Consider the following 17,832-nt stretch of genomic DNA (forward strand, 5'->3'; position numbering starts at 1 on the left):
GGCAAGCCCGCTCCCACAGGGATCTATGCCTGGTGCCGATTCTGTGGGCAACCCACAACCAGTGTGGGAGCTGGCTTGCCTGCGATAGCGGTGGCTCAGTTGAATATTCAGTGACTGACACGCCGCCTTCGCGGGCAAGCCCGCTCCCACAGGGATCTATGCCTGGTGCCGATTCTGTGGGCAACCCATAACCAGTGTGGGAGCTGGCTTGCCTGCGAAAGCGGTGGTCCAGTGACAGATTAATTGACTGACACGCCGCCATCGCAGGCAAGCCAGCTCCCACATTTTGATCCTCATTGTTCTTCGAATTGTAGGTGAGCCCAAACAAAGAATGCGCCCCTTGGGGCGCATTCTTTTGCTCGGTCAGCTATGGCCTATCAGGCCGTCGCATCCCAGGCCCGATCACCGTTCTCGTCTTTGATCCGAGTCGGCAAGCCCATCACATCCAGCGCTTTCAGGAACGGCTCGGCCGGCAGTTCCTCGACGTTGGCCATGTGCTTCACATCCCACTCGCCACGCGCCACCAGCAGCGCAGCGGCTACCGGTGGTACGCCTGCGGTGTAGGAGATGCCCTGGCTGTCGGTCTCGGCATAGGCCTCTTCATGATCAGCCACGTTGTAGATGAACATCTCACGCGGTTGGCCATCCTTGGTGCCTTTGACCAAGTCACCGATGCAGGTCTTGCCGGTGTAGCCCGGGGCGAGCGAAGACGGGTCGGGCAGCACGGCCTTGACCACTTTCAGCGGCACCACTTCCAGGCCTTCGGCGGTCTTGACCGGCTGTTCGGAGAGCAGGCCGAGGTTTTTCAGCACGGTGAACACGTTGATGTAGTGTTCGCCAAAGCTCATCCAGAAACGCACGTTGGGCACGTCGAGGTTTTTCGACAGCGAGTGCACTTCATCGTGGCCGGTGAGGTAGAGGTTCTGCGAACCGACTACCGGCAGGTCGTCGGTGCGTTTGACTTCGAACATGGCGTTGCTGGTCCACTGGCTGTTCTGCCAGCTCCACACCTGCCCGGTGAATTCGCGGAAGTTGATTTCCGGATCGAAATTGGTGGCGAAGTATTTGCCATGGGAGCCGGCATTGACGTCGAGAATGTCGATCGAATCAATGCGGTCGAAATGCTGTTGCTGCGCCAGCGCGGCATACGCGTTGACGACACCTGGGTCGAAGCCCACGCCAAGGATGGCGGTGATGTTCTTCTGTTTGCACTCTTGCAGGTGGTTCCACTCGTAGTTGCCGTACCACGGCGGGGTCTCGCAGACCTTGCCCGGCTCTTCGTGGATGGCGGTGTCGAGGTAAGCCACGCCCGTGTCGATGCAGGCACGCAGTACCGACATGTTGAGGAAGGCGGAGCCGACGTTGATGACGATCTGCGAATCAGTCTCGCGGATCAGGGCCTTGGTCGCTTCCACGTCCAGGGCGTTCAGCGCGAAGGCTTGGATATCGGCGGGAACCTTGAGGCTACCCTTGGCCTTGACGCTGTCGATGATGGCCTGGCATTTGGAGATGTTGCGCGACGCGATAGCAATACGACCGAGTTCGTCGTTGTGCTGCGCGCACTTGTGGGCCACCACCTTGGCGACACCTCCTGCACCAATGATAAGAACGTTCTTTTTCAATTGCTTTATCTCTCCTTTATCCGCCAGCTCAGGACAGGCTGGACAGGTAGTCGTCGTAACCAAATTCACGAACCACCTCGACTGTACCGTCGAGTTGTTTCACTACGATGGACGGCATTTTCAGGCCGTTGAACCAGTTTTTCTTGACCATGGTGTAGCCTGCGGTGTCGATGAACGACAGCCGATCGCCGATGGCCAGCGGACGATCAAATTGATACTCGCCGAAGATGTCCCCGGCCAGGCAGGATTTGCCGCACACCATGTAGGTGTGTTCACCCTCGCTCGGCGCCAGTTTGGCGTTGAGGCGGTAGATCAGCAGGTCCAGCAGGTGGGCTTCGATGGAGCTGTCGACCACGGCGAGGTTCTTGCCGTTGTAGAGAGTGTCGAGCACGGTGACTTCCAGGGAGGCGCTGTTGGTGATCGCCGCTTCGCCGGGTTCCAGGTAGACCTGCACGCCGTACTTCTCGGAGAACGCTTTGAGCCGTGCGCAGAATGCATCCAGTGCATAGCCTTCGCCGGTGAAATGGATGCCGCCGCCGAGGCTGACCCACTTGACCTTGTGCAGCAGCGCACCGAAGCGTTCCTCGATGGTGCCGAGCATCTTGTCGAACAGGCTGAAGTCGCCGTTCTCGCAGTTGTTGTGGAACATGAAGCCGGAGATCTGATCGATCACGCCATCGATCTTCACCGGGTCCCACTCGCCCAGGCGGCTGAACGGGCGCGCCGGGTCGGCCAGCAGGTAGTCAGAGCTGCTCACCTGCGGGTTCACACGCAGGCCGCGGGTCTTGCCTTCGCTGCGTTCGGCAAAACGCTGAAGCTGGCTGATGGAGTTGAAGATGATCTTGTCGCAGTTCTCCAGCATCTCTTCGATTTCATCGTCGGCCCAGGCCACGCTGTAGGCGTGCGCTTCGCCTTCGAACTTCTGGCGACCGAGCTTGAGCTCATACAGCGACGACGAGGTGGTGCCGTCCATGTATTGCTGCATCAAGTCGAATACCGACCAGGTGGCAAAGCACTTGAGCGCCAGCAGAGCCTTGGCGCCGGACTGTTCGCGCACGTAGGCAATCTTCTGCATGTTGACCAGAAGCTTCTGTTTATCGATGAGGTAGTACGGCGTTTTGATCATTTTTGAGAGCCTGCGGCGGTGCCTGCCAAAAAAGGACACGCATTGTGCCCGCACTTGGAACAGATCGAAAGGTTAGCCGGCGGATTTTGCGCGCCACGTTAAGCATAGGGCGTAAGTATGACCGTTCATAAGAATCATGCCGCCTCCTGTGGGAGCGCTCGAGCCTAAGCGAGGCCGCGATGACGGCCGTCCTGGCACCCCACACATCAACAATAGCGCCGCGAATATCATGTTTACCTGAACATGAGTAAATCTTGTGATGATCTAGAACAGAATGAGTTTGTCTCAAGACACCCCTCTGCCGACAATGACCGCCATCAATCACACCATCGGAGTTGTAAGTCATGGCAGTCGCTCATTCCCTCGGGTTTCCACGCATTGGACGCGATCGTGAACTGAAAAAAGCGCAGGAAGCGTTCTGGAAGGGTGAGCTCGACGAAGCCGGCCTGCGCGCCGTTGGCCGTGATTTGCGCAGCACCCACTGGGCCCTGCAACAGCAAGCCGGTATCGAACTGTTGCCGGTCGGTGATTTCGCCTGGTACGACCAAGTGCTGACCCACTCGCTGATGTTCGGCGTGGTCCCTGAGCGGTTCCGGCCGGCCGATGGCCAGGCCACGTTGCATACCTTGTTCGCCATGGCGCGTGGCGTCAGTGACAGCTGCTGCGGCGGTGCCCATGCCCAGGAGATGACCAAGTGGTTCGACACCAACTATCACTACCTGGTGCCGGAGTTCAGCGTCGATCAGCAATTCCACCTGGCGTGGGACCAACTCTTCGAAGAGGTTCAGGAGGCCCTCGACCTGGGGCACAGCGTCAAGCCCGTGGTGATCGGCCCGCTGACCTATTTGTGGCTGGGCAAGGCCAAGGGCGCTGACTTCGACAAGCTCGACCTGCTCGAGCGACTGCTGCCGCTGTATGGCCAGATATTCCAGCGCCTGGCCGAATTGGGCGTGGAGTGGGTGCAGATCGACGAGCCAATCCTGGTGCTCGATCTGCCCCAGGACTGGAAGAACGCTTTTGAGCGCGCCTATAACCTGATCCAGCGCGACCCACTGAAAAAATTGGTGGCCACTTACTTCGGCGGCCTGGAAGAAAACCTTGGCCTGGCTGCCAACCTGCCGGTGGATGGCCTGCATATCGACCTGGTGCGTGCGCCGGACCAGTACCCGACCATCCTCGATCGCCTGCCAGCGTACAAGGTGCTGTCCCTGGGCGTGGTCAACGGCCGAAACGTGTGGCGTTGCGACCTGGAAAAAGCCCTGGCCACCTTGCAGCATGCCCATGAGAAGTTGGGCGATCGCCTGTGGGTCGCGCCGTCCTGCTCGCTGCTGCACAGCCCGGTGGACCTGGAGCGGGAAGACCAGTTGGATGCCGAACTGAAAAGCTGGCTGGCCTTCGCCGTGCAGAAGTGCGCGGAAGTGGCGCTACTGGCCAAGGCCGTCGATCAGCCCCAAGCCCCTGGCGTACTCACCGCCCTGGCTGAGAGCCGCGCAGTACAGGCAGCTCGCGCTGCATCGCCACGTATTCACAAGCCTGCCGTTCAAGCTCGTGTAGCGGCCATCACTGCACGGGGCAGCCAGCGTCAGTCGCCGTTTGCCCAGCGCATCGTGAAACAGCGAGCCGGGCTTGATCTGCCATTGTTCCCGACCACCACCATCGGCTCGTTTCCACAGACCGCTTCGATCCGCCTGGCGCGCCAGTCCTACAAGGCCGGCAAGTTGAGCCACGCCGAATACGTCGAAGCCATGCACAGTGAGATCAAGCACGCTGTCGAGGTGCAGGAAAACCTTGGCCTGGACGTGTTGGTGCACGGTGAAGCCGAGCGTAACGACATGGTCGAGTACTTCGCCGAACAACTGGATGGCTACGCGTTCACCCGGTTCGGCTGGGTGCAGAGCTATGGTTCGCGCTGTGTGAAACCCGCAGTGATTGTCGGTGACCTGAGCCGCCCGAACGCCATGACCGTGGAGTGGATTCGCTATGCCCAAGGCCTCACCGACAAGGTGATGAAGGGCATGCTCACAGGCCCGGTGACCATGTTGATGTGGTCGTTCCCACGGGAAGACCTGAGCCGCGAAGTGCAGGCCCGGCAACTGGCCCTGGCGATTCGTGACGAAGTGGTGGACCTGGAAGCGGCCGGCATCAAGATCGTGCAGATCGACGAAGCGGCTTTTCGTGAGGGCTTGCCGTTGCGCCAGGCGCAGTGGCAGCACTACCTGGATTGGGCGACTGAAGTGTTTCGTTTGTGCGCGAGTGGCGTGGGCGATGAAACCCAGATCCACACCCACATGTGCTACAGCGAGTTCAACGATGTGATCGAGTCCATCGCCGCCATGGATGCCGACGTGATCACCATCGAAACCTCACGCTCGGATATGGAGCTGCTCGACGCGTTCGAAGCCTTCGCCTACCCGAATGAGATCGGCCCGGGGGTCTACGACATCCACTCGCCACGGGTGCCGGATGCCTCGGAAATGGCCAACTTGCTGCGCAAGGCCGCCAAGCGGATTCCGGCAGAGCGCTTATGGGTGAACCCCGATTGCGGCTTGAAGACGCGGGGCTGGCCGGAGACTGAAGCGGCGCTCATTCATATGGTCACCGCCGCTCGACAACTGCGTGCCGAACTGGCCTGATTCCTGAGCCTGGCGCGGTTAAAACTGTGGGAGCGGGCTTGCTCGCGAAGGCGGTGTGTCAGCCACTGCTGCTGTGACTGAAAGACTGCATTCGCGAGCAAGCCCGCTCCCACAGGGGATCTGTGGCAGGTGCTGATTGTGTGGGCGATGCGTAACCAGCGTGGGAGCTGGCTTGCCTGCGAAAGCGGTGGTTCAGTTGAATATTCAGTGGCTGACACACCGCCCCGCACAATTTGCCTGCATCAGGTCAGAGGTATTTGAGCCACGCCAGGTCGCGCCGCCGTGCTTTCAGGCCGGCGAACCAACGCACGGGCAAGTACAGGGCAATCGGCAACAGCAGTGCAGCCAACCACACTGCACCGATACCGTCGAAGCCAAAATAAGTGCCATGGTTGAGGCCAAACAGCGCAACGCAAGCCACATAGAGTATTTTCAATACATAGAGGTGCAACAGATAAAAGAACATCGGCGCCGCGCCGAACACTGCCAGCACACCGATCCAGCGCTTATGCCCGGCGCGTTCAAACGCCAGCAGCAACAGCAAGCCAATCCCCAGGGTCAACGCCAGGAACAACAGCGAAGGCGGGTACTTGGTGATATTGAAAAAGCTCATCAGCGTCAGCACGCTGCTGTCATACGCCTGCCAAGGCTGCTCGCCATAGCCGTTGAGCGCTCGCAACAACCCAAAGCCCACCAACGCGCCCACCCCTGCGACCAGTAAATAACGCTGACGCACAGCCGGCAGCGTGGCGTTGGCAAACCATGGCCCGAGGCCGTAACCCAGGGCAATCACACCGATCCATGGCAGCACCGGGTAGGTGGTGCGCAGGCGCAGGTTTTCAGAGACTTCAATCCAGTTGCGTTCATGCAGGATGGCCCACGGCACATGCAACATCGAAACCGGTGCGAAGTGCAGCCCATCGAGCAGGTTGTGCCCGGCGATAATCACCAGCGCCAAGCCGATCAGCCAGGCACGCGGTAGCCAGACCAACGCGGCAAGCGCGATCATGCTGATACCGATGGCCCAGATCACTTGCATGTAGATCACGCTGGGCGGCAGTTGGAAGGTCCACGCGAAGTTGACCAGGGTAAATTCCAGCACCACCAGGAACAGCCCGCGCTTGAACAAGAATGCCGACACGTCGCGACGACCCTGATATTTCTGGCCGTACAGCCAAGCCGACAATCCGGTGAGCAGCACAAACACCGGCGCGCACAAGTGGGCCAGGGTGCGGCTGAAAAACAACGCAGGCTCGGTGCTGTCTATGCTCATGGGGTCGCTGACCTGGCGGTGCAGCAAGAAGGTTTCACGCACGTGGTCCAGCAACATGAACAGGATCACCAGGCCGCGCAGGGCGTCGATGGACAGCAGGCGTTTGCGTAAAGTCATAGCGTCAGTCATAAGTTAAGGATCACACGCAGGCAAAATATTGACGTTATTCTATAACATTAAGCGAGGCGCTGATGACAAGCATGACCCCACACTCGGCCGAAGCTGTAATCGCGTTCTGGAAACAGGCGGGGCCCAAGCGTTGGTTTGCCAAGGACGAGGGGTTCGATAGGGACTTTCGCGATAGATTCAACGCGGCTCATATGCAGGCTGCACGGCGTGAACTCGAAGATTGGTTGACCACGGCGGATGGCGCGCTGGCGTTATTGATCCTGCTGGATCAGTACCCGCGCAACGCCTTTCGCGGCACGGCGCATATGTTCGCCACCGACCCGCTGGCGCGGTTTTATGCGCGAAAGATGGTGGACGCGGGATTGGATCAACAGGTTGAACCTCAGTTGCGCGCGTTCTGCTATTTGCCTTTTGAACATTCGGAAGACCCGCAGGACCAGCAACGCTCCCTGGCCCTGAACCAGCAGTTGGATGCCAGCACCTACCACTGGGCCAAGGAGCATGCCGACATCATCAAGCGGTTCGGGCGGTTTCCCCATCGTAATGGGGTGTTGGGCAGGGCGAGCACCGATGAAGAACTCGCCTTCCTCAAGGCCGGTGGCTTCGCCGGTTAGGCGTGCTCTGACGCCAGGCTCTGCTGGGTGGCGACACGGCGAAACCGCCGCACGCCCTTGAGGTCTATCGCCCAACGCAACGCTTCAGTGGCTGAAGGACGCGGGCCTTGTGTGATCGCCTGTTCATCCTTGCCCAGTGCGTCGAGGTAACCCTGGGCACCGCCGCGTTCGCTCCAATAGTGAGTGTGGCTGAGCCAGGACTTGGCCAGCCAGCCTTTGCCGTTGCCCACGGTCACCGGCAAGTCCAGCACGCCGCCGCCCATCACAGGCTTGACCGGGCCGCCGACGATATCGCCGAACAAGCCGAAGGGGGCAGGGAAGTACAGGTTGGTCCAGCGCGTGACGGCAAAGGCTGCAGCGTGGTGCAGGTAGTGCGGGGTGAAGGGCTTTTGGCCGAGCATCAGCGGTTGGCGGGCGTTGTAGCCGTAGCCTTGGGTGTCTTCGGTCGGCGGGCAGGCCGGGGCTTCGCGACGTTCCATGCGCTGTTTGAAGTCACTGACGCTGCGGCCCAGCAACAGGCTGGCGTGGGCCATCGGGCTGCCGACCGTGACCAGGTCGGTGATGCGCCACAGGCTGCCCAGGCCGCGTTGTTCGACAAACGCCTCGGCCTGTTGCTGACGAAAATTCAACAGGCTACCCAGGCTGCCGTCCAGCAAGGCGCCGGCGGCGGGCAGGGCCTCCTTGACCACCGGTTGCAGCGGTTCGCGGTTGGCATAACGGGCCGCCAGCTCACGGTTGCTGGGGATCAGTTGGGTCAGTTGGTCGTGATGTTCATGCCAGAGGTAGCCGACGATGTCATAGGCAATCACGCTGCCCAGGCTGTGACCCACGACGATGATGCGCTCGTAGTCACCCTGGTTATGCAGGGCACGCAGCAGGTCTACACCATCAGCACGGATCTGCTCGCGCACCATCACATTCTGCGGGTTGGGGCTGAGGTAGCGTGCGGCGTCTCCCAGGTACGCCAGCGCCGAATAGCGCAGCGCCAGTCCCATGGCCGCGAGCAGCAGGGAATCAGCGCGAAGGGGTTGTCGCTAAGGGGCAATTGGCCCCAGGCCGTGGCCAATGTACCGCTGGCAACCAACAGCAATAACACCAGCACCGTCCAGCGCGTGCTGCGCCAGATCGGCACGATGGCCTCGGGAATGTCGCGACGCGGGCGCTTGAAGATGTCCCACAGCCAGCCCAGCAGATGGCCGAACTTGGTGCCCTGCATCTTGTGGGCCCAGTAGTACTCATAGAAATCCGTCGAGGTACGGCCCGAGGCCTTCAGTACGCGCAGGTCGAAGTTGCGCGACAGCCGATCCGGCTTGCTCCAGTACAGAGGTGTGCCATCGGGGGTGTCCGCGGGGATCATCGCTTCGACAAAGCCGCGCAAGGTGTCCATTGGGCGCTGTTCGCCGATGCCGTGGATAACCACAACTGCTTGTTTCATGTGCTGTTCCTTCCTTGAAAATCAGCGGTAGCCATAATATTGCCACTAGCCGCGCTATTCCCGCCAGGAATGCCCCCATAAAAACCCTGCATTGTCTTTATCGGCCCGGATCTCGTAGCGTGATGGCTCACACCAGGAGATTGCCCATGAGCCAAGGCCCGCTGCACCTCTACGTTGATTCGCTGTTCACCAGCCCCTATGCCATGTCGGTGTTTGTCGCCTTGCGCGAAAAAGGCCTGGCGTTCGAGACCCTCACCCTGGACCTCGATGCCGGGCAAAACCAGGCGGCAGATTACGCCCAACGCTCCCTGACCCAGCGAGTGCCGACCCTGCTGGACGGTGATTTTGCGCTGTCGGAGTCTTCGGCCATCACCGAGTACCTGGACCAGGCCTACCCCGAGAGCAGCGTGTACCCGGCGGATGTGCAGCAGCGGGCGAGGGCGCGACAGGTTCAAGCGTGGTTGCGCAGCGACTTGCTGCCGATTCGCCAGGAGCGCTCGACGCTGGTGGTGTTCTGCGGGCAGAAGAGGCCGCCGTTGTCAGCAGAGGCTCAAGCCGCCGCGACCAAGTTGATCAGCGCGGCGCAAGCCTTGCTGGCGGATAACCGTGAGTACCTGTGCGGGCAGTGGTCGATTGCCGATGTGGACCTGGCGGTGATGCTCAATCGCCTGATCCTCAATGGCGACCCGGTGCCAGCGCAACTGGTGGCCTACGCGCAACGCCAGTGGCAGCGGCCGTCAGTGCGCGAGTGGGTCGAGCTGCGACGGCCCGCGCTCTAGCTCTGCCTGCTGGGCGACACGCCGGTCGAGGTCTTCCCAATCGGCCATGCCCAGAACACGCATGGTGTTCAAACCGCGCAAGTAGCCGCGCAGTTGCTCAGCGCTGGCGCTGCCTTTTGCAGCGTCGGCGTGTGGGTCCAGCAGCACGGTTTCGTACTCGACCAGGTAGTCGGCGACTCGCTCGCGAAACTCTGGCAGGACTGCCTCGCGGATACGATCGAAGATTTTCTGGTAGGGCTTCATGGCGGGGTCCTTATAGATTTTATGGGCGGCCTGACACTATCGGTTCAAATGATAGTCACCATCAAGGATCACAAGTTCTGTTTTTTCGCCAAACGCGCAGAATCTGCACATCGAGACGCAGCCCAAGGAAAATGCGCGATGAGGACGATTATCCAGTTGGCTTTGATGGCCCTGATGCTGGGCACCGCGGTCATGACCACCCCGGCGATGGCCGATGAAGTGCGTACAGGCCATTTGCTGCCACTGGTGGGTAGCGTAGACTCCCTGCAGCGTGCCCAGTCGGTGGGGGTGTTGTTCAGTGAAAACACCCGCGACAACCTCAGCTACCTTGAACGCTACCACGCCATGGCGCTGAACGGCGCCAAGGATGCCCTGGATGGGCGAATTCGCGAGGCGTTCGTCAACAGCTCCGACCCGGAACTGGCGATCGACTGGTTGATGCACTCGTTGCAGGGCACTTTTCTCTCGGTGACGGTCTATAGCAGCCTGGATGCCCTGGTGCAGGCGCACCCGGATGTGGTTGTGGTGCTCGATACCCATAACCAATTGCTGACCCAGCGTAATGACCGGGTCGAAGCACGCTTTGTCGCACGCTTCTACGACGCGAACCTGCAGTTTATCGCCAAGGCCGAAGGCTCGGTGGACAAGCACGTGCCGTCAGTGTGGGTGCACGACAAGGCGGCGCCGGAGATTGCTGCACTGATCGAGCAACAACGCGATGTACAGCAAGATGCCCTGAAGCAGTTCGATGCGTCGCTCAAGGCCCTGGTTCGCGCAGGTTGACCCGCGAATGGTTGTGAACCCTTTTTGGTTATTTTCAGGAATGTTTATGCGCTCTTTCTTCGCCCCGGCCCTGGCTTGTGCTTCGTTATTGCTGACCGGCTGTATCACGGCGCCCAATGCCCCATCACTGACCCTGCAAACCAACAAGACCCCCGACGGCTATGTGCAATGCGTATTGCCCAAGCTGGAAAAGCACGGCATCACCTCGACCGTCACCCAGAACTCGCGCCACGCCAAGGTGCTGTTGACCAGCAAGATTGCCGCCGATGATGTGCTGGAGGCCTACAAGTCCCAGGACGGCACCAAGGTCTTCCTTTACGAGCGCAAGCCGCTGGCTTCGGCGATCAAGCCATCGCGGCTGGAGCAGGCCGCACAGGATTGCAGATAAACCCAGGCACAACGCAAATCCAAATGTGGGCGGGGGCAACGTCATACAGGGTATTGGCCCCATTTGGATCAGGGTTTGGCTTCGTTGCTGAAGCTGTCGACAGTCTTGACCAATCCCTGCGCCGCCAACGCCACCAACTCACCGCCTTTCTCCACAGTAGCCAACGCTGGGTCCGAGCCCATGCGGCCGTCAGGGAAGCGCGCACGGAAGTCCAGAGCCTCGCGGATCGGGCCGGTGTTGGCAATTCGTGGTGAGTAGTCGGCAGACTTGATCGCGTCCGGATACGCCCACTGCGTCACGGCAATTTCCGACGGCGTGGCGTGGCTGCCATGCCCGACCGGGAATTGACGCTGGGCCAGGTCAGTGACGCCTTCCAGGTCCCACCAGTTCACCAGCTTCAGCGCGAACCCGGCCGGGCGGCGGGCGAAGCTGGCTTCGGCGTACAGCTCGGAGAACGCCGCTTCAATCGTGGCGATGTTGCCGCCGTGGCCGTTCAGGAACAGGATCTTTTCGAAACCATGCCCGGCCAACGAGCGCACCCAGTCGCCAATTGCGGCGATAAAGGTGGAAGGGCGCAGGGAGATGGTGCCGGGAAAGCCCAGGTGGTGTTGGGCCATGCCGATATTGAAGGTCGGGCCGACCAGGATATCGGCGTGCTTCTGGGCGTGGTGGGCGATGATCTCCGGGCACATCCAGTCAGTGCCCAGCAGGCCGGTGGGGCCATGTTGCTCGTTGGAACCGATGGGAATCACCACCGTGCGGCTGCGTTCCAGGAACTGCCCGATTTCGATCCAGGTGGAGGTGTGTAGAAGCATGCGACGCTCTCTTTTATCTATGGGGACAGGCTATCCGCCACGGATTGTACGACTACTCGCCACCTGTTGGGGTTTGCAATTGAGGTAGGTCGATGACTTCAGCCAGCGCTGGTCGGGGTACCACGAAAACATGAACTGCCCGTCCTTGAGCTTGTCCACCACTTGACGGGCAACTTGCGGGCGCACGGCCGGGCAACCCTGGCTGCGGCCGATACGGCCTTCGCGCTTGCTCCACAAGGGGCTGACGTAGTCGGCGGCATGAATCACGATGGCACGGTCGCGGGCCTGGTCATTGAAGCCGGGTTCCAGACCGTCCATGCGCAGCGAGTAGCCATGGGCGCCCAGGTAGCTTTCCTGGGTGCGGAACAACCCCAGGCTCGACTGGTGGCTGCCCTCGAGATTGGAGAACTGGGTGGCGAAGTTTTCCCCGGACTTGGCGCCGTGGGCCACCAGGTCGCGCAAGACCAGGGTCTTTTTGCGCAGGTCGAAGATCCACAGGCGACGGGCGGTCGAGGGCTGGGAGTAGTCAATAACCGCTAGGCGATCGGAACGTTCCTCGCCGTTATTGACCGCGCACTGCACGGCGCTCAGGGCGCTTTTCAGTACGGTGGGATTGAGTTCTGGAGCCGAGCGCGCCAGGCTGCTATACAGGGAAGGAGAGGTGCCATTGGCGGCGAGCGCAACATTGCTCAATAAAGCCAGGCACCCAGTGATCAAGCCCAGGCTGGTTAGCCTGAGCAAGCGTATAAAAGTCAGCATCTACAGTCGAGTCCCCGCTGTGGAGTGGAGCTAAGTCAATTGTTCAAAAAACACGCATGTTACTTGAGCATTTGCCTGCTCGTTGCACCATTGGTCGCTACAGCCGAAACGCTGCCGGTGGAGCCATTGCCCGTCACCACCCCTGCACCGGTCGCGCTGGCGCCACTGCAACAGGCGTTGGCGCAGTTGACCAGCGTCTGCCCGCACCTTGCGCCGCGTATCGATGCCGCCGCGTTGGTGCGCCTGCGAGCCTTTTATCAGCAGCAGGGCGATGCCCCGCTGTGGTCGGCTGACGAACGCCGGCAAGCCTTGCACAGCCAGTTGCTGATGCTTGCCGACGATGGCCTGGACCCCATCCACTATAGCTTGCCTGCGGCGGATGCCACGGCCAACGTGCTGTGCAGCGATATCGCCAACAGCCAGCAGTACCTGCAAGCCCTGCAAGATTTGCATTACGGGCGCCTGCAGCAATCGCGTTTTGAGCCTCTATGGCATTCACAGCCGCCCAGCGGCGATCCTAATGCCGAGGTACTGGCGTTCGCCGCCACCGGCCTGCAAGACATGGCCCAAGCCTTCGATCAGGCGCGGCCCAGCGCCGATTTGTATCGCAGCCTGCGCAATGCCTACGCCGGCGTGCGCCAGCAACCGCTGCCCCATTGGGACCCGGTCGCCGAGGGCGCGTTGTTGCGCCCGGGGATGAACGACCCACGCGTGCCGGAACTGGCGCGGCGCCTGCACAGCGGTGGCTACCTGGCCCAGTTGCCCAGCGGCAACGGCAAGCAATACCAGGGCGAACTGGTCAAAGCGGTGAAAGCGTTCCAGCTCAGCCACTCGTTGCAGGCCGACGGCGTGGTCGGCGCCGGCACCGTGGCCGAACTCAATATCAGCCCGGCGGTGCGTCGTGAACAGCTGCGCATCAACCTGGAGCGCTTCCGCTGGCTGGCCCAGGACCTGGAGCCTGAAGGCGTCGTGGTCAATGTGGCCGCCGCGCAGCTGAGCGTGTATCAGAGCGGCATCCCGGTGTGGCAAACCCGCCTGCAAGTGGGCCGGGCCGAACGCCAGACGCCATTGCTCAAGTCGCGCATCACCCGGCTGACCCTCAACCCCACCTGGACCATCCCGCCGACCATCATGCGCGAGGACAAACTGCCCGCCATCCGCCTCAACCCTGAATACCTGCGCCAGCAAAACCTGCAAGTGCTCGACGCCGAAGGTCACCCATTGACCCCCGACCAAGTCGACTGGGCACGCCCCGGCAATATCCTGCTGCGCCAGCAGGCCGGCCCGCGTAACCCGCTGGGCAAGATTGTGATGCGCTTTCCCAATCCGTATTCGGTGTACCTGCATGACACCCCCAGCCAGCCCTTGTTCACCAAGGGCCCACGGGCGTTCAGTTCGGGATGCGTGCGGGTCGAGCAACCGTTGTTATTGCGCGATCTGCTGGTAACGCCCGCCGAACGCACCCGCACCGATGAGCTGCTGGCGACCGGCGAAACTCATGAATTCAGGCTGGCCACGCCGGTACCGGTGCTGTTGGGGTATTGGACGGTAGAAGTGGATCGCCAGGGCGAGTTGGTGTACGCGCCGGATATTTATGCGCGTGACCCGGTGTTGATCAAGGCCATGGGCAGCGTGCTCTAGGGCACGCTTATTCCGGCATCAGTTGCTGGCGGCATTCCAGCACCAGGCGGGCGCCGCCCAACTCACTGGTGCCGACCTCCAGCTTGAAGCCATGCAAGTTGATGATCGCCGCCACAATCGACAGGCCCAGCCCAAAGCCGCCTTGCTGATCACTCTCATCGACCCGATAGAAACGCTGGAACACCGACGCGCGCTCGGCAGCCGGAATGCCTGGCCCGGAGTCGAGCACTTCGATGCGCGTACTCCCAAGGTCGTTGACTGCTCGCAGGATCACCTTGCCATTGGGCGGGGTGAACTTGATCGAGTTACTCAGCAGGTTGGCCAGGGCTTCAAACAACAGCGCACGGTCACCGGTAACCCACGGCAGTGAATCAGGCGCCTGCAGCACCAACTCCAGTTCGCCTTCTTCGGCCAGGGGCAGGTAGAAATCATGCAGTTCGCGCAGCAACGGCAGCGGGTCCAGCACCAGGAAGCCTGAGCGACGCTGGTGGTCTTCCAGTTCCGAGATGCGCAGCAGCCCGCGAAAACGCGCCATCAGTGTGTCGGTTTCGGCGATGGCGTCATCGAGCTTTACCGCGTGGGCCGAGTCTTCCTCGGCTTGTTGCTTGATGCGGTAAAGCTGGGCGCGCAAGCGGGTGAGCGGGGTGCGCAGGTCGTGGGCGATGTTGTCGCACACGCCCTTGACCTCGTTCATCAGTTTTTCGATGCGGTCGAGCATGGCATTGACGATGGCGGCGAGCATGTCCAGCTCGTCGCGCCGGTTGGACAGCGGCAACCGGTGCGTGAGGTCGCCGGCGACGATGGCCTCGGCGCTGGCCTGGATCCCGCGAATGCGCCGCAACGGGCGGCGGCGCAGCAGGTGCCAGCCGGCAGCGCCAGGAATGATGGTCAAGGACAGCGCCCACAGCAGGGCGTGCCAGATAATCCGCGTTACTCCGAACAACGAGCCGTTGGCGCGCACCAACACCAGCCAGCGGCCGTCTTCGGTGTGGGTGGCCACGGCATCGCAGCTGTCCTTGGGCAGTTTGGGGTCATCGGATTGCACGCAATTGGTCAGGGCGTAAATCTTGCCATCCAGCGGCAGGTCGGGTGGTACGGCGCGGATCGGCCCGCTCAAGGGGCGAAATTGCTCATCGAACAGGCCATAGGCGTCAACACCCTTCATGTCGAAGGTCATGCTGGTGGTCAGCGCTTCCACCAGTTCTTCGCCGTCGAAACGCTGGAAAAGATGCTGGCGCTGCAACAGGGAATGGCGCGACAAGTCGCTGAGGTAGCCTGAGACCTCGTAGTACAGCACCCCCATGAGGATGCAACTCCACGCCACGAACAACGAACTGTACAGCGCCAGCAAGCGGCTGCTGGAAGAGCGCCAGCCTTTAGAGGGGTTCAGCAATGACATAGCCCGAGCCTCGTACCGTGCGGATCAGCGGCGTGAGGCCCGGTGGGTCGATTTTCTTGCGCAGACGGCCAATGTGCACGTCGATCAGGTTGGTGCCGGGGTCGAAGTGATAGCCCCAGACTTCCTCGAAAATCATCATCCGCGACAGGATCTGCCCGGTGTTGCGCATTAGGAATTCAAGCAGTTTGTATTCAGTGGGCAGCAGGGTCAGCGGCTGGTCGGCCCGGCTGGCTTCGCGGCTGATCAGGTTCAGTTCCAGGTCGGCCACGCGCAGGGCGGTTTCGAATTCCTGGACCGTGCTTTTACGCCGCAGCAGCACCTCGACACGGGCGGCCATTTCATCCGAGGCGAACGGCTTGGTCAGGTAGTCATCGCCACCGGCACGCAGGCCGCGCACGCGCTCGTCGACATCGGAGAGGGCGCTGATCATCAGGATCGGCGTAGACACCCCAATGGTGCGCAACGTGGTGACGATGGCCAGGCCATCCAGCTCGGGCAGCATGCGGTCGAGGGTGATCAGGTCGTAATCCCCACTCACGGCACGGACCAGGCCCTCGCGGCCGTTGTCCACCCAATCTACGTCCAGTCCATGGCTACTCAGCTCGGCGACAATCTCGCGGGCCGTTACGGCGTCATCCTCGATGGTCAAAATGCGGGTCATAGGATTACCTGGTGAGCGTTCACACTAGAAGTGGCGACATTTTGCCAAGAAGTTGCTGAATGTTTCCTAAATAAAACTTCATCTTCCTGAAACCGACACCAACTTCCACATTCGACACAGAACAGTGTGGGAGCTGGCTTGCCTGCGATCGCGGTGGTTCAGTTGAAGATTCAGGGACTGGTACACCGCGTTCGCGAGCAAGCCCGCTCCCACAGGAGGGCTCGTCAAGTCGAGGAGTGCAGATCGCCCGCTTGGAGCAGCTTTTTATTGCAATCTGCATGATCTTGTTAAGTTCAATTTAAATAAGTTATTGAAATTAAAGAGTTTTATTTTTTGTTGCGACTGGCACGCTGCCTGCACTGTCCGTTTTGAGACTTGTAACATCATTTTTCGTGCCTGGAGCAAAACAACAATGATCACATCCTCATCCACGCTGCAAGAGTCAAGCACGCTCTCCGGGGTTTCCTGGGGGGCGATTTTCGCCGGTGCCGCTGCGGCGGCTGCATTGTCATTGATCTTGGTATTGCTGGGCTTCGGCCTGGGCTTTTCGGCGGTGTCGCCCTGGGCTGACAGCGGTATCAGCGCCAAGGGCCTTGGCATTTCCACAATTGTCTGGCTGGCGTTCACCCAGATCGTTGCGTCGGGCCTGGGCGGTTACATCGCCGGTCGTTTGCGGGTGAAGTGGGCCAATATGCACGGGGACGAGGTGTACTTTCGCGACACCGCCCATGGCTTCCTGGCGTGGGCAGTGGCCACATTGATCACGGCGATGCTGGTGGTTGGCTCGGTCAGCAGTGTGGTCAGCGGCGGCGTGAAAGCTGGCGCCAGCGTGGCATCGGGCGCCGCCAGCGGCCTCACCCAAGCTGCCGGCAGCGCGGCAAAAGGTGCCGACAGTGGTGACTTCGGTTATTACGTCGACAGCCTGTTTCGCGATGATCGCCCAGCGGCGGTCAGCGATGATGCAGCCCACGCCGTGGTCGGTCGTATCCTGACGCGTACGTTGAGCAACGACGGCCAACTGGCAGCGGAAGATCGCGCCTACCTGGCCCAACTGATCAGCCAACGCACCAACCTTAGCCAGGCCGATGCCGAAGCCCGTATCGACAAGGTCTATGGCGACGCGCGCAAGGCTGTTGAAGACGCCAAACTCAAAGCCAAGCAAGCCGCTGACACCGCTGCGAAAGTAGCGGCCTACACCTCGCTGTGGACCTTCGTGGCCCTGCTCATCGGTGCGTTCTTCGCCAGCTTCGCCGCCACCTTCGGCGGCCGCCGCCGGGATGCCGTGGTGTACGTCGAAACCGAAAACTACGTTCGTTAATTCAAGGAGAACATGATGCGCTCATTACTGCTGTGGTTCCTCGGCGTGCCGATTCCGGTGATCATCCTGATCGCAATTTTCATGCACTAATTGTAATTAGATGGACTCGCCCAAGCCGAGGCGTCTATGCGCCACGGTGGCATTCTTATAGAAGCCAACGACAGCGAGGGCGAGCCCATGAAAAAGCATACGACGATCAATCAGTCTTTGTCAG

At 60.8% G+C, this 17,832-nt stretch carries 15 protein-coding genes and 1 pseudogene; 7 read left to right on the forward strand and 9 right to left on the reverse strand.

The features are described 5' to 3' along the window. Positions 1–377: 377 nt before the first annotated feature. On the reverse strand, positions 378–1,622 hold the full coding sequence (locus tag JJD66_RS26850; RefSeq protein WP_200649423.1) for a saccharopine dehydrogenase family protein: 1,245 nt from the start codon (positions 1,620–1,622) through the stop codon (positions 378–380). A 28-nt stretch (positions 1,623–1,650) separates the two neighbouring features. After that, positions 1,651–2,748 (reverse strand): carboxynorspermidine decarboxylase, encoded by a 1,098-nt coding sequence (locus JJD66_RS26855; protein WP_032896982.1) that lies wholly within the window; start codon positions 2,746–2,748, stop codon positions 1,651–1,653. 344 nt (positions 2,749–3,092) lie between these two features. Between JJD66_RS26855 and metE the strand changes: the two genes are divergently transcribed. Beyond that, positions 3,093–5,381, forward strand: coding sequence for a 5-methyltetrahydropteroyltriglutamate--homocysteine S-methyltransferase (gene metE / locus JJD66_RS26860; protein WP_200649424.1), 2,289 nt, complete (start codon positions 3,093–3,095; stop codon positions 5,379–5,381). A 247-nt stretch (positions 5,382–5,628) separates the two neighbouring features. Here metE and JJD66_RS26865 read toward each other — a convergent pair whose 3' ends face one another. Beyond that, on the reverse strand, positions 5,629–6,783 hold the full coding sequence (locus tag JJD66_RS26865) for a DUF1624 domain-containing protein (RefSeq protein WP_200649425.1): 1,155 nt from the start codon (positions 6,781–6,783) through the stop codon (positions 5,629–5,631). A gap of 71 nt (positions 6,784–6,854) precedes the next feature. Here JJD66_RS26865 and JJD66_RS26870 point away from each other — a divergent pair, with 71 nt between their 5' ends. Then, the gene (locus JJD66_RS26870) at positions 6,855–7,397 is read left to right on the forward strand and encodes a DUF924 family protein (protein ID WP_200649426.1); all 543 of its coding nucleotides are present in this window, start codon (positions 6,855–6,857) and stop codon (positions 7,395–7,397) included. Here the strand turns inward: JJD66_RS26870 and JJD66_RS26875 are convergent. Then, positions 7,394–8,832: pseudogene (locus JJD66_RS26875) on the reverse strand (hypothetical protein). The gene JJD66_RS26870 and the pseudogene JJD66_RS26875 overlap by 4 nt on opposite strands. A 146-nt stretch (positions 8,833–8,978) precedes the next feature. Between JJD66_RS26875 and yfcF the strand changes: the two are divergent. Beyond that, entirely contained in the window at positions 8,979–9,611 is a 633-nt protein-coding gene (gene yfcF / locus JJD66_RS26880) for a glutathione transferase (RefSeq protein ID WP_198716725.1), read from the forward strand. Here yfcF and JJD66_RS26885 read toward each other — a convergent pair. Further along, positions 9,570–9,854 carry a hypothetical protein gene (locus tag JJD66_RS26885; protein ID WP_200649427.1) on the reverse strand — a complete coding sequence of 95 codons (285 nt, stop codon included), beginning with the start codon at positions 9,852–9,854 and terminating at the stop codon, positions 9,570–9,572. The genes yfcF and JJD66_RS26885 overlap by 42 nt on opposite strands. 138 nt (positions 9,855–9,992) lie before the next feature. Here JJD66_RS26885 and JJD66_RS26890 point away from each other — a divergent pair, with 138 nt between their 5' ends. Together JJD66_RS26890 and JJD66_RS26895 are read left to right on the forward strand one after the other, a co-directional pair. Further along, the gene (locus tag JJD66_RS26890) at positions 9,993–10,637 is read left to right on the forward strand and encodes an ATPase (RefSeq protein ID WP_105226663.1); all 645 of its coding nucleotides are present in this window, start codon (positions 9,993–9,995) and stop codon (positions 10,635–10,637) included. 46 nt (positions 10,638–10,683) lie between these two features. After that, positions 10,684–11,025 (forward strand): hypothetical protein, encoded by a 342-nt coding sequence (locus JJD66_RS26895; RefSeq protein ID WP_034125705.1) that lies wholly within the window; start codon positions 10,684–10,686, stop codon positions 11,023–11,025. Positions 11,026–11,093: 68 nt separating this feature from the next. Here JJD66_RS26895 and JJD66_RS26900 read toward each other — a convergent pair whose 3' ends face one another. Beyond that, complete coding sequence (locus JJD66_RS26900; RefSeq protein ID WP_020301789.1) at positions 11,094–11,840, reverse strand: creatininase family protein; 747 nt, start codon at positions 11,838–11,840, stop codon at positions 11,094–11,096. 30 nt (positions 11,841–11,870) lie between these two features. Next, positions 11,871–12,599, reverse strand: a complete 729-nt coding sequence (locus JJD66_RS26905) for a murein L,D-transpeptidase catalytic domain family protein (protein ID WP_019817186.1) — start codon at positions 12,597–12,599, stop codon at positions 11,871–11,873. Between the two features lie 39 nt (positions 12,600–12,638). Between JJD66_RS26905 and JJD66_RS26910 the strand changes: the two genes are divergently transcribed. Further along, entirely contained in the window at positions 12,639–14,240 is a 1,602-nt protein-coding gene (locus tag JJD66_RS26910) for a L,D-transpeptidase family protein (RefSeq protein ID WP_200649428.1), read from the forward strand. 7 nt (positions 14,241–14,247) lie between these two features. Here JJD66_RS26910 and JJD66_RS26915 read toward each other — a convergent pair whose 3' ends face one another. Then, complete coding sequence (locus JJD66_RS26915) at positions 14,248–15,639, reverse strand: sensor histidine kinase (RefSeq protein ID WP_200649429.1); 1,392 nt, start codon at positions 15,637–15,639, stop codon at positions 14,248–14,250. Then, a complete protein-coding gene (locus JJD66_RS26920; RefSeq protein ID WP_003191687.1) occupies positions 15,617–16,300 on the reverse strand; it encodes a response regulator transcription factor in 684 nt (227 codons plus the stop codon). Before JJD66_RS26920 ends, JJD66_RS26915 begins: the two co-directional genes overlap by 23 nt. A 412-nt stretch (positions 16,301–16,712) precedes the next feature. On the opposite strand from JJD66_RS26920, the gene JJD66_RS26925 reads away from it, so the two are divergent. Then, positions 16,713–17,618 (forward strand): hypothetical protein, encoded by a 906-nt coding sequence (locus JJD66_RS26925; RefSeq protein ID WP_034125701.1) that lies wholly within the window; start codon positions 16,713–16,715, stop codon positions 17,616–17,618. Positions 17,619–17,832 lie beyond the last annotated feature (214 nt).

Source organism: Pseudomonas sp. MF6751 (assembly GCF_016613265.1).
Classification (GTDB): Bacteria; Pseudomonadota; Gammaproteobacteria; order Pseudomonadales; family Pseudomonadaceae; genus Aquipseudomonas; species Aquipseudomonas fluorescens_BV.